Consider the following 12,232-nt stretch of genomic DNA (forward strand, 5'->3'; position numbering starts at 1 on the left):
ACCCTTTCGTATACATCATTCCGCGCTTTTTACTGTTTTTTTCTTTTGGAAGAACATCGTGATCTGCGTATTTTCTAACTGTACGCCAATCATAACCGGTTTCCGTGACAATTTTATTTAAAGAATAGCCTTCTTCATTTCTCATTTTTTTGATAGAATAAATTTGGTCCATTGTGAGCATCCTTTCCCACGCCTTTCTGAAGTTCTTAGTCAAACTCCATTTTAGGCGAATGGTATGGGTGGAAGCAATGGGCTATTTTATTTGGCCCGAGTTATGGATTTTTTCTTGCACTATTCTACATATTTATTCTGCCATACACATGTGAGTAAAATATAAAGAGGTTTATTTTTAAAACCTCTATCTAAAAATAAAATATTGATTAAGATTAATAAGCTTTTTAGCATTTTATACTTTAAATTATTAAAACCTATTTATTTTAAATATAAAAATTCTATTAAATATACAGTTACAAGACTTTTCAAGTTCTCTCACTTTATTATTCAATCCCAAAAAGTGAATGAAAATCTGAACCAACAACTATTAAAGCATTATGTATAGGTTTTTAATAAGTTGAATTTAAAAACAGTGCGTGAATAACGCGTAAGAGTATCATGGATTTTTGAGTAGGTTTTGGTGGGTTACTCTTCTTTTTACTAGCTGTCTTTTCTTAATGTATCGCGTATATAACTCAACTTATGTTTATGTACTATTATTCGATCTCCATACTCTTGCTTCAATTTTTCTATAATTATTCTAGATTCATCGTTATCAATAAGAAATTCTATGGGCTCAAGTCCTTCTCTTAAATAAGCAAAGATCATGACTTGATCTTCACCAAACTCTTGAATCAACGTACCTATCATTAGCTGCATCCCTATTTCTTCTATGTTCATCTACACTAGCTCCTTTTCTTTCTCCACATAATATTAAAAGAAATTAATTTTAATGAAAACACATTTTGAATAAACAAGTGGAGATTTTTAAACACTCACACTTGAGTCACCAGACCTTTGCACCTTATTCTATTTTTTTGTACTGTACGAACGCAACATAGATATCAATATAAAATATAATTCAAAACGTCTTCGCCATTATTTTATCATAATTTCTTATCAAATTTATGTACATGTTTTAGACGAACTAGAACAACGTGAATCTTCTAAAGTAGATGACGTGATGGAGCCAATTTAGAAGATGAATTCAGAATGAATTTTTTGTTTTCTCTATTTTACTCTTGTTTTCTCAACAAAACAAAAAGTCATGTAAACATTGTTATACAAATGTTTACACGACTTTTCAAGTTCTCTCAACTTGTTTTATATTTACCCCAAAAAGGAGAATGAGGGATTCGAACCCTCGATACGGTTTAACCCGTATACACGCTTTCCAAGCGTGCTCCTTAAGCCACTCGGACAATTCTCCATAGTAAAACTCCGCAAGCAGGGCTCGAACCTGCGACAACGCGATTAACAGTCGCGCGCTCTACCAACTGAGCTATTGCGGAATTAGGACATTAACAACTTCATTAGTATATCTTCAATAGCTTAAAATGTCAATATTTTTTATACTATTTAATTATTAATCCCTTGATACATAAGCTTATTTATTATAATAAAAGAAATGCTTGATAAGTAAATAGCAACTACCTACTTATCAAGCTCACTATAATAATCCATTTTGTTACAAATACAAAAACACTGGAAAGCAATAAATTCAGTTTCTGATGATTTAATTGAAGTTTATGAGTTGACCTTTATCTCCCACTGTATAATCGACTGGGAGAGTTACACATTCTATTTTATCAGAAAAATTACAACATGCTAGACTTTTTCCATCTTCATCTATTCTTTCTCACATATATTTCTTTTGTATCTATAAGCTGCCATCGAAAGTTTATAAATAAATCAGTTTTTTTCAATTTAATTAACTGTTTATAATATTTGAGTATATTGTCTTGTTGCTTATCTTATCAAATAAATTTTCTTTTAGAATTCTGCGTATAACTCTCACTTTTAAATTAAGCTATTTATAGTATAGCAAGTTAAAAAACTTATTCACCCATACTTTCTTTACTTTTTATAACTTAATTTTCTGGTACTAAAAATGTAAGAAATGCTGGGAGAATCTTGATATCAAAAGGAAAACATGGACCTTTTTCTCCATCTAATGCCACATTTAAATTATGATCATTCTTAAAACTTCCTTGTTTGAAAGGAATGACGAATCCTTTATTCTGCTCATCGGACAATGCTTCACTATCATTCAGTAATGAAGTCATAACCGAAATTTTTTCTCCTAAAGTCGACTTTTTTAGTCCAAATAAATATAAATAGCCATCATCATAAGTAGCCTCATTGAAAAAATTAGGAATACCCGCTACAGAGTTGGATAAGCCAATTACCAATAGAGTTAAATCAACTTCCATTTCCTTACCGTCTATAGTCATCTCAATAGAATAAATTTCTTCTTCTCGGAGTGATTTAAACCCTTCTATAAAGTAAGCAAGGGAGCCAAACTTTTCTTTTTGATCTTTTGATACTTCCCAGACAGTTTCCGGAATCGACCCAGCTGAAATTGAACTTAGGAAGAGTTTGTCATTGATCATTCCAACGTCAGTAATTTGCTCTTTACAGTTTACAAGGTCTTCAACAGCTTGATCAATATTAGTTGCTATGCCTAATCCTCTAGCAATATTGTTGATTGTACCTGTAGGAATAATTCCTATTTTGGGTCTGTATTCTTCATCTTTCAAAGATTCTCCAGCCTTAGAGACAGTCCCATCACCGCCTAAAAGAATCATGGTATCATATTTGTTTGAAGATGCTTCCTTTACATATTTTACAATATCTTCTTCACTTTCTGTAATTCTAACATCTGCTTGTCTTTGATTATCTTCAAATAATGATTGAGCTTTTGCTGCATATTCCTCCGCCTGTTTTTTTCCAGATGATGGGTTTGCAATAATTATTATGTCTTTCATTAGGATCACCCTCTTTTCATGAATTACTTATTATCAGTATACTATATTTATTTGCTACCGCATAAAAAAAAGACTATATGAGTTATATCTCATATAGTCTTAGTTATACTACTTCCTCTGACAATCTGGGCAAAGTCCATATATCTCTAAACGATGAGAAGTCACTTCAAAACCCGTGAGATTACTAGCTACAACTTCTACATCATCCAAACCAGGATAATAAATATCTTCGATTTTCCCACATTCTGTGCAAATCGCATGATAGTGTTCAGTGGAAGAAAAATCAAATCTACTTGAAGAGTCTCCATATTTCATTTCTTTAACTAAACCTAACTCAATAAATAATCTTAAATTATTATATACCGTCGCAACGCTCATGCTGGGAAATCTACTTTCTAATGCTTGATAAACATCATCTGCTGTCGGATGAGTATCTTTGTCAATTAGATATTCTAATATAGCATGTCTTTGAGGTGTAATGCGGACATTATTATACTTCAACCGTTCAATAGACTGATCTACTAAATAACTCATGCTTATCAATCCTTTTTTGATCGAATAGATTTATTCGATTACAGTATTTTTCAATTATTATGATACCCTCTTATTCAATTTATTGCAAGAAAATGAAAAAATATTAAAATAACCTTTGAGATATTGCCTTAGTTGCTATACTATTATATCATTCATCTATTTATTCTATTAAAGGCAGTGAAACTAATTATGAAAATTGGCGCAAGAACATTTAAATCGGGATTATCTATATTTTTAGCTTTAAGTATTCCAGCACTTTTCAATATGCCCGATGGGCTTCCACTAGCAGGTATTTCTGCAGTAGCCTCTTTACAACCCTCAGTAAAGAAATCCTTTCAGACCTTAAAAGATCGAATTATGGCAAATACAATTGGTGCAATCGTTGCAGTCGTTACTGTAATTCTATTCGGAAATTCTTATTTTATGATTAGTATAGCTTCAGCCGTACTCATTGCTATTTTACACCAATTTAAATTAAACAATGTGATTGTCTTATCTACGATTACATTGATCGTTATTATGATGTCAACTGACTATCCTATCGTAATCAGCGCGTCTCTTAGAGTACTTGCAACAATATTCGGTGTAGTCTCTTCCTTTGTTATCAACGGTGTATTACTTCCTCCAAAATATGATGAAAAACTTTTTCATCTAAATAATCAAGTAACTGATGATTTGACTCGTTTTATAAGAGCAAGTTTAAGAAAGAATATTCAATATCCTATGATGCGTAAAGATCTGGAGAATCTTGAGAAAAGTATTACTAAAATGAAAGTTTACCTTGGTCATTTAATAGATGGAGATTTAAGGAAATTTTTTAGGTCTTCTGAGTATTCCTACGCGAGACTGATCGTCGTATACAGACAATTTATTCATACAACTGATGCGGCTTATAATCTTGTGGATACATTGCATCAGGCCGAAAACGTTTATAACCATTTTCCACAAGAACTTAGACATCTTTTGATAGAACGTTTAGAAACCCTGATGTCAGCTCATGAGCAGATTATATTAAAATGGAACGGACGAGTCTTACCTGAAGAAGTCAATTTCATTACACATAAATCCAGTCTAAGAAAATCTTTCATGGATTCTTTCTTTAATGAAGCAAACTTAGAATCTTATCTACAGAATGAATATGGTCAAAGTAATGCCGTTATTCACATCATGTCTTCTGTGCTTGATTATGAAGAAAGTTTACAACACTTAAATCGATTAGTAAGCAGCTTCAAGAAAAATCATAACGAAAAAAGTTCAGAAATAAAGGAGTTACATTAAATTAAATTAATGTTTAAGCCATATAAAAAACGGAAGGTATTTTACTCCTTCCGTTTTTTTATTCTTCTGTTTTGGTGGTCAATCCTCTTTCAATTGCTTGTTGTAAAATAATCAACCCATTTTCATTCAAACTCGTTTCATCTTCTTTATATAACTCTGCTAATTCAAATCCTTCTTCTTCGGCAATATTGATAAACTGTTCATGAGTAGAAATTACTTGAATTTCCATATCATTAGCTACTTCTTTCATTTCATTCATGTAGCTTCTATAATCCAGCGATCTCGAATTCAAATTCTCCATTTCAGATAGTACTGGCTCTGGTTCGACTAAAATAATCTCTGTATCAGGTAAACTATCCATTAATGTAGTCAAAATACTTGATAAATAATCATTAGTTTCTGAAAGCCCAATGTCCCTGACTTTATCTGCTAATGCCGGCATACGATAGACTATAATATCCGGTTCCATAGCCACTACGTTAGTTGTCGTTTGTTCAATATATAGTTCATATGTATCGGATTCTGGATATACAGCATTCTGAACCTCTAGCTCATCTGTATGCTCCGCAATATAATTGTTCATTATTGCATACCAGTCGGATGAAGAATCTATATCTCCGTAATAAGTCAATACTGCCGGACTTTTTAGTAGTGATTGATAATCAATCTTTTCAATAGCAGTAAGTGAATTAATATTTTCTTTATAAAATTTTAATTGTTCATCTACAGATATTTTACCTGTATCAGCTGATTCATCCTCTTCATTAGTAGATTCTTGAGATATAGACCCTTCTGTACTCTCACTATTTTGGATTTCTGCAAACATTTTTTTTTCTTGTTCAGAAGCATATCCTTTTCCTAGGATAATAATTAGTATGGATATCATTACTAAAAATATTGTAATCAAAATATTTTTTTTCACATGTTAACTTCCTTTCAATTATATTCTAAAAAACTTGACCTGTTTTTTTATATACTTATAATAAAAAAAACAGTAAAAGACTTTATAGAAAGACTCTTACTGTTTTTACATTCCATTTCATCACAATGATTATTTTTTCCCAGTAAGTTGCTTATATCGATCATACCACATGTCAACATATCCCTCTGAAAAAGGACCTTTTTCTTCTCGGATCCAATCTACTAATATTTTAATATGCTCTTTCAGGATAAGATCTACTTCCTCTGGATAATCCCATTTTTTACCATGCTCTTCATATTCATCTACATCTAGAAGTCTTTTTTCCCCGTCAGGAAAAACTTTAACATCTAGATCATAATCAATATATTTTGCACCTTCTTCATCGATCAAAAATGGTGAAGCCATATTGCAATAATACGAAGTTCCTTTTTGACGAATCATGGTTACGATATTAAACCAGTAGTGTTTATGAAAATAAACTAATGCCGGTTCTCTTGTCCTCCACCTTCTACCATCAGATTCGATAACTAGGGTATGGTCATTACAACCGATCAGTGAATGATCAGTAGTTTTTAAAACCATTGTATCTCGCCAAGTTCGATGCAAACTTCCATCATGCTTATAGCTTTTGATTGTGATGAAATCTCCTTCTTTTGGAAATTGCATCTACTATACCAACTTTCTTAAAATAAGTGAGCTGAAATAATAAATTATCTCACTTTTCATTCATCTCATCATGTATTATATCATAATACTGATATTATCCGTAGGAAAATGTTAGTTCCCTTCTAATTCAAGGTTAACGAGTGAAATAGTAGTTGCAAGTATTACTAGTAGAACAGTCATTATATTTAAAGTAACGTGATCTCTTGGCTTGATTTCCAGATTTTTTGTTGTAATACAGGAAAAACATAATCATTAAATTTAGTTTCATGTACCCATTCACAATTTGATGGAATGGCTTCAATAGAATTTCTGGTACTTGCTCTATAGGCATAAATATTCCAGTGCAAATGAGTAAATACATGAGAAATCTTTCCACTGGAGTGAATACCTAGATTAATATTCAAACTATATTTCTTTTTCACATATTTCATTAGTAAATCTTGTTTTAAATCATTCAGCTCATAAAGATCAGTATCTTCGAATGATTTCCATCCAGAATCACGACTGGTCATCTCCTCTTCAATTAAAGGAAAAGTCCACATGTTCGCCAACAATCTATCTTCATGACGCTTTTCAAGTAAGTACTCTCCTTTATCATTTTGTACAAGGACAGCAAAATAATTGACAATTTTTTTCTTTTTCTTCTTGCTTTTTATTGGATAATTTAAATAAGTTTCATTAACATAGGAGGCATTGAATTCTTTTACCGGACTAATGGAAGGATCGTAATTCTTCGGTGTACAAATTGTAGCACCCAGATCCATCAGTGCTTGATTAAAATCTCCTGGTCTGTTTTGGTCAATAATATGATACATGACAGCTTCAAACACTTTTCTACTGGCTGGTTTTGCAATGTCGATGTCTATTTCAAACAAACGACTTAGAACCCGCATTAAATTTCCATCTACTGCCGGCTCGGCCTGTTGAAAAGCTATACTTGCTATTGCACCTGCAGTGTATGGTCCAATCCCCTTTAATTTCTTAATCTCCTCATAGTTATCAGGAAAAATCCCGTCATGATGTGTAACAACTTGAATAGCTGCTTCCTTCATATTTCTCACTCTTGAGTAATAACCGAGCCCTTCCCAAACTTTGAGTAAACGATCATCATCTGCTTCCGCTAAATGATTTATATCAGGAAAAGACGTTAAGAAATTTTTATAATAAGCAATAACAGTATCTACTCTAGTCTGTTGCAACATAATTTCTGATATCCAAATTTTATAAGGATCTGAAGTTCTCCTCCAAGGTAGATCTCTTTTTTCGAGATCGTACCATTTCAATAAAGTATCCTGAAATAAGGCTATTTTATCCTCAGACCACATATTTATATTATATTTATCTTTAAGTTCTTTTTTTGATAACTTTTTATTCATTAGTCTCTTCTTCCTTCATCTCTATAAATTTATTAATCAACTCTGAAGGATATCCTTTTTGGTATAAGCTTGATTTCGTTTTTTGAATCAATTTATAATCACTAAATTTAGAAGAATATCTTCTCCATGCTTGCTCTCCTTGTTTCGCTAATGCTTCGTATTCTTCATCTTCTGTTTTTTCTGTATCTAATTCACTTATAACTTCTTGAATAATATCCATACTGTATCCTTTTTGCATAAGAAACTGTTTTGTTTTTTGAACAGCTTCACGTTGTGATTTAAGTCTAGATTTTTTCCAAGACTTCTCTGCTAATGACATTGCATTTGCAAATTGATCTTCAAAAGAATACTCATACATGGCTACTTCTATCTGTTCTTTATTAATGCCACGTTTGCTAAGTTCATGCTTGATGTTCGAAGGACCTTTACTATTAAGGTTGGCTGCAGTTCTCACATAACTCTTAGCATATTCTAAATCATTTATTAACTTTTGGTCTATTAAACGCTCAACAACTTCATCAGCTTGTTCTTCAAATTCTTTATCTTTAAGATCATCTCGCACTTCTTTTTCAGATCTCAATCCGTAACTCAGATAGTTAAGCGCCCTCTGATAAGCTTTTCTATAGACATCTTCTACTTGAAGCTGTTCTTGAAATTCAGGGGTTAAAACCTTTCCCTTATGCAGCATATGAGTAATAATCAATTCTTCATCTACTGGAAAAGCATATTTGTCATTGATAAAGATATTATAACGGCCTTTTCTTTTTTGAGCTTGAATGCTAGTTATTGTATTTTTTTTATCTGGATCAATACTACCTTTTTCACTGTCCGTATTAACAACTTTCTTTAAGTGCTCGCTTAAATTATCTTTAGTTAAATTTACTGGTTGATTAGGTTCTAATCGGATTAACTGATCATTCTGTTCATTTTCTTTATTCGAATGTTCCATGAACTTCACCTTCCATATTTTGACTATTCTTATTATAACATATGGGAATATACTTTCGTATAAGCAATATAATCTGCCATTCTTTAATTTATAGAATTATAAAAAAACAGAGTTTACCCTAGGGTAAACTCTGTGAAATGAATTAACACTATTATTCTTTTTAAAGATTTTTTGTAATTCTTAGTTGAATGGATCACTCTTCAGTATTTTAACGACCACTTTTGTCTTGAGTATCCGTTCCATCTTTACCTGGTCTTTCTTTAACATAACCTAATGGTTCAGAAACTTCTGGATTTGTCACTTCATCTCGAGTAGGATTTCGTCTATCAAGATGTTTCTCAGACTGATCTGTACGTATCAAATCATCCTTTGATTTTTTATTTTGTTCATTCATAAATGGTCTCCTATACATGAACTGTAGTTTTAAAGCATCACAATTTTAGCTATTAACGATGACTCCGCCATTGACATGGATCGTTTGTCCAGTAATATAACTTGCATCATCGCTTGCAAGAAAGACATAAGCAGGAGCTAATTCGTAAGCTTCTCCAGGTCTACCCAGCGCTCCATCTTTCCCCCATGTAGCAAGTTCATCTTTCGGGAAGGTAGCAGGTATCATAGGTGTCCAAATAGGACCAGGAGCCACAGTATTCGCTCTAATCTTTTTGTTTACAAATTCCGTATTCTGAGATAATGAGCGAGTAAATGAAACGATAGCTCCATTTGTACCAGAATAGTCCATAAGATTTGGATTTCCTTTATATGCTGTAACAGAAGAAGTATTAATGATACTTCCATTTTCATTCATATGAGGAAATGCCGCTTTTACAAAATAGAACATACTAAATATATTCGTCCGGTAAGTTCTATCAATTTGCTCTGCGCTGATTTTAGTAATAGATTTCTGGAAATGTTGTTCTCCAGCATGATTAACTAAAACATCTATACTTCCCCACTTAGAAACAACTTCTTCAACAACCGTTTCAGAAAAATTTTCATCCCCGACATCACCTTTGAAAACAAGTACATCAGCACTTAATTCTTGTAAACGATTTTCTGTCCGTTCTGCATCATCGTCTGAAGAGTAGTACGTAAATGCAACTTTTGCACCTTCTTTAGCAAACAAAATCGCTGTTGCTGCACCGATTCCAGAATCTCCCCCAGTAATAATTGCTGTCTTTCCAACTAATTTTCCTGCCGGTTTGTAGTCTTCATTTTCAACAATCGGTTCTCGTTTCAAATTATCGGATTCATCATCCAACAAATAATCTTTTTTCGGTTTTTGAGTCTTAATCTTCTCTTGTTCAGGCATCATGTTCCCCCTTCAATATTTATTAATAGAATGATTATTTATTTTTTTATCAGTTTCATCATTTGTTATTTCTTTTATGCCGGCTTCATTGGTATCCTGCGTATACTTAGCATCACTTTCAGGTGTCTCACTTTTTTCTGAAGGATCTTTTTCACTTTTTGGTTCAGTATTCAAAGGGTTTTTTGTTTCTGGTTTTATTACTCCTTTTGCAATATTATCTGGGTATCCATGATCAGCATCTTCCGCTTGAACAGTTTCTTCTTCACCAGTTAATTCTGGAATGTTTTCTAATGATTGACCATCATCTTCTGTAGTATCGTCTTCATCTAATTGATTTTCAGTTTCTGTTGTATCCACTTGATCCTCTTCTCTGGTATCTTGTGCCTGAGATGGATCAATAGAATTTGTCATATTATGATCATTAGTCTCTGAGGTTTTTACATCAGAAGGTTTAACATCGCGCTTGTCTTTCTTAATTGCTGATTTTTCTTCTGCATTTACTTCATCAATTGGTTCATTTTTTTTATCTACCATATTATTATCAGTCTCCTTAGTATTTGTTACATTTTTATTTACATTAGACAGTTTAGAATATTTTGGAGCATCTGTATCAGCTAATAAAATAATGTCTCCATCTGTTAAAGCATTTAAGTGATGTTCAGCTATATCATGAGGTACCCCATGTGCTTCCAGTACATTATGAGCTTCTTCAGAATCATAAGTGCCAAAGGACAACGTTTCTTTTATTTTTTCCCAGAAAGAACCGTTCTCTTCAGAATCCACGATGTCAATTTCAACTGATTCTAAATGATTTGTTTTAAACAAATCACTATTCTGTTCATCTGTAATGACCAGTAACTCCTCAGCTGAATACTCTTCCTCACTGATTAGACGCTTAATTTCTGCTCTAACTTCGTTTTCTGTTTGAAATGTTCCTTCAAATCTTCTTTCCATACAATACATCATCTCCCTGGCTACTTCTTTTTAAATAATCAAATCTTAATATACTCTTGGTTATATAGAAATGTTACCATCCTATTAATATGAAGTAAAAAGATAAGCCTTAAACAATAAGGAGCAATTTACCTTGTTTATTAATTATACTTATAGTGTTTTATAAATAATGGCAAATATATGACAAAATATGCGTTTAGACGATTCAAATTGCATGTAATAATAATTAATAAGTATACAATTGCAACAGAAACTCTTATTAAAAAACGATCATTATTAATATATTATTAAACATAAAGACTATAAAATGTAAATATTGTTTTAAAATATCTAACGAACAATCGGTTCGCTTTATAATAAAATATTCTTATATTTTTTATTAAATTTGTACTTTTTTTTAGAAAAACTACTTTATTTAATACGAATTTGTGGTATATTAATTTAAGATAGATAGGAGTAAAATATTAACTTTTCTAATAATGAGGGGTCGTGTAGAATGAAACAGGTAGAAGTTAAAGATCAATATAAACGCGAACGCGTTGAAAAATTGAAAAAATTAAATAACGATGCATTTAGTTACCGTTACTTGATTGAGGACCAAGTAACTGATGCGATAACTGAAGGAAATCGTTCAATGTTAGAGGATACACTGAGAATAATCAATTTAGATGAAATGCTAGAGTATCTGGGTGAAGAAGGAAAAGAATTTCAGCTTAGAAATTTCAAAAATCATCTTATTATCGTAAACACTTATTGTAGAATAGCTGCTAAAAATGGTGGAGTTTTACCTTTGTATCTTCATCTTATTTCAGAACGTTTTTCTATATTAATTGAAGACGCGGAATCAATTCAATACTTGAGAGAAAACGTTTATTATGATATTTATAGAGAATATTGTCAAGCAGTCATTGATTTTTCAACTTTGACTTATTCTAGTGCTATGACAGAAGTTGTTAGCTATATCACTGAAAACTTGACTAGTGAACTGACACTTACAAATATTGCATCTATCTTTGGAATGCATCCCGTTCATCTAGCTCGTAAATTCAAACAAGAAACCGGCACTACTTTTATTGGTTATGTAAATCAGCAAAGAATCTATCTTGCTAAATATTATTTCCACCTTGGAAATTACCAATTAAGTGAAGTAGCAAATCTTGCAGGATTTAACAGTCATTCTTACTTCACTAAAGTATTTAAGAAAATTACTGGACAAACACCTACAAAATATATTAAACAATTACCCATTAATGAAAAAGT

The 12,232-nt window shown here is 31.9% G+C and carries 12 protein-coding genes and 2 tRNA genes; 2 read left to right on the top strand and 12 right to left on the bottom strand.

Annotation, left to right across the window (positions count from 1 at the left end):
• Nucleotides 1–654: 654 nt before the first annotated feature.
• The 5 genes from BLT22_RS11690 to perR form a co-directional block, all read right to left on the bottom strand.
• Complete coding sequence (locus BLT22_RS11690; RefSeq protein WP_087057067.1) at nt 655–894, bottom strand: hypothetical protein; 240 nt, start codon at nt 892–894, stop codon at nt 655–657.
• Nucleotides 895–1,334: 440 nt separating this feature from the next.
• Nucleotides 1,335–1,423: transfer RNA gene (locus BLT22_RS11695), tRNA-Ser, on the bottom strand.
• Nucleotides 1,424–1,432: 9 nt separating this feature from the next.
• Nucleotides 1,433–1,505 (bottom strand) — tRNA-Asn (locus BLT22_RS11700).
• A gap of 579 nt (nt 1,506–2,084) precedes the next feature.
• Complete coding sequence (locus BLT22_RS11705; RefSeq protein ID WP_091763462.1) at nt 2,085–2,981, bottom strand: diacylglycerol/lipid kinase family protein; 897 nt, start codon at nt 2,979–2,981, stop codon at nt 2,085–2,087.
• A 108-nt stretch (nt 2,982–3,089) separates the two neighbouring features.
• Entirely contained in the window at nt 3,090–3,515 is a 426-nt protein-coding gene (perR, locus tag BLT22_RS11710; RefSeq protein ID WP_087057069.1) for a peroxide-responsive transcriptional repressor PerR, read from the bottom strand.
• Between the two features lie 189 nt (nt 3,516–3,704).
• On the opposite strand from perR, the gene BLT22_RS11715 reads away from it, so the two are divergent.
• The gene (locus BLT22_RS11715) at nt 3,705–4,793 is read left to right on the top strand and encodes an FUSC family protein (protein ID WP_091763463.1); all 1,089 of its coding nucleotides are present in this window, start codon (nt 3,705–3,707) and stop codon (nt 4,791–4,793) included.
• A gap of 58 nt (nt 4,794–4,851) precedes the next feature.
• Here the strand turns inward: BLT22_RS11715 and BLT22_RS11720 are convergent, their stop codons facing one another.
• The 7 genes from BLT22_RS11720 to BLT22_RS11750 form a co-directional block, all read right to left on the bottom strand.
• Nucleotides 4,852–5,715 (bottom strand): SGNH/GDSL hydrolase family protein, encoded by an 864-nt coding sequence (locus BLT22_RS11720; RefSeq protein ID WP_087057071.1) that lies wholly within the window; start codon nt 5,713–5,715, stop codon nt 4,852–4,854.
• A gap of 129 nt (nt 5,716–5,844) precedes the next feature.
• Entirely contained in the window at nt 5,845–6,381 is a 537-nt protein-coding gene (gene ntdP, locus BLT22_RS11725) for a nucleoside tri-diphosphate phosphatase (protein ID WP_072694779.1), read from the bottom strand.
• A 185-nt stretch (nt 6,382–6,566) separates the two neighbouring features.
• Nucleotides 6,567–7,757: an A/G-specific adenine glycosylase gene (gene mutY, locus BLT22_RS11730; protein WP_091763464.1), complete on the bottom strand. Its 1,191-nt coding sequence runs from the start codon at nt 7,755–7,757 to the stop codon at nt 6,567–6,569.
• Nucleotides 7,750–8,706, bottom strand: coding sequence for a recombination regulator RecX (gene recX, locus BLT22_RS11735; RefSeq protein WP_091763465.1), 957 nt, complete (start codon nt 8,704–8,706; stop codon nt 7,750–7,752). Before recX ends, mutY begins: the two co-directional genes overlap by 8 nt.
• 208 nt (nt 8,707–8,914) lie before the next feature.
• Nucleotides 8,915–9,100: a hypothetical protein gene (locus tag BLT22_RS11740; RefSeq protein WP_091763466.1), complete on the bottom strand. Its 186-nt coding sequence runs from the start codon at nt 9,098–9,100 to the stop codon at nt 8,915–8,917.
• Nucleotides 9,101–9,145: 45 nt separating this feature from the next.
• Nucleotides 9,146–10,018 carry an SDR family oxidoreductase gene (locus BLT22_RS11745; protein ID WP_091763467.1) on the bottom strand — a complete coding sequence of 291 codons (873 nt, stop codon included), beginning with the start codon at nt 10,016–10,018 and terminating at the stop codon, nt 9,146–9,148.
• Nucleotides 10,019–10,030: 12 nt separating this feature from the next.
• Nucleotides 10,031–10,972 carry a general stress protein gene (locus tag BLT22_RS11750; RefSeq protein ID WP_176935488.1) on the bottom strand — a complete coding sequence of 314 codons (942 nt, stop codon included), beginning with the start codon at nt 10,970–10,972 and terminating at the stop codon, nt 10,031–10,033.
• A gap of 496 nt (nt 10,973–11,468) precedes the next feature.
• Between BLT22_RS11750 and BLT22_RS11755 the strand changes: the two genes are divergently transcribed.
• Nucleotides 11,469–12,232 (top strand): helix-turn-helix domain-containing protein (locus tag BLT22_RS11755; RefSeq protein WP_087057077.1); only part of this gene is annotated, 764 nt, incomplete at its 3' end.

This window comes from Marinilactibacillus psychrotolerans (assembly GCF_900101525.1).
Taxonomy (GTDB): domain Bacteria; phylum Bacillota; class Bacilli; order Lactobacillales; family Carnobacteriaceae_A; genus Marinilactibacillus; species Marinilactibacillus psychrotolerans.

What these genes read in the sequence shown, in the direction of transcription:
- BLT22_RS11740 (WP_091763466.1), bottom strand. Translation starts at nt 9,100, where the DNA reads ATGAATGAACAAAATAAAAAATCAAAGGATGATTTGATACGTACAGAT.
- BLT22_RS11745 (WP_091763467.1), bottom strand. Translation starts at nt 10,018, where the DNA reads ATGCCTGAACAAGAGAAGATTAAGACTCAAAAACCGAAAAAAGATTAT.
- ntdP (WP_072694779.1), bottom strand. Translation starts at nt 6,381, where the DNA reads ATGCAATTTCCAAAAGAAGGAGATTTCATCACAATCAAAAGCTATAAG.
- mutY (WP_091763464.1), bottom strand. Translation starts at nt 7,757, where the DNA reads ATGAATAAAAAGTTATCAAAAAAAGAACTTAAAGATAAATATAATATA.
- perR (WP_087057069.1), bottom strand. Translation starts at nt 3,515, where the DNA reads ATGAGTTATTTAGTAGATCAGTCTATTGAACGGTTGAAGTATAATAAT.
- BLT22_RS11705 (WP_091763462.1), bottom strand. Translation starts at nt 2,981, where the DNA reads ATGAAAGACATAATAATTATTGCAAACCCATCATCTGGAAAAAAACAG.
- recX (WP_091763465.1), bottom strand. Translation starts at nt 8,706, where the DNA reads ATGGAACATTCGAATAAAGAAAATGAACAGAATGATCAGTTAATCCGA.
- BLT22_RS11690 (WP_087057067.1), bottom strand. Translation starts at nt 894, where the DNA reads ATGAACATAGAAGAAATAGGGATGCAGCTAATGATAGGTACGTTGATT.
- BLT22_RS11750 (WP_176935488.1), bottom strand. Translation starts at nt 10,972, where the DNA reads ATGGAAAGAAGATTTGAAGGAACATTTCAAACAGAAAACGAAGTTAGA.
- BLT22_RS11715 (WP_091763463.1), top strand. Translation starts at nt 3,705, where the DNA reads ATGAAAATTGGCGCAAGAACATTTAAATCGGGATTATCTATATTTTTA.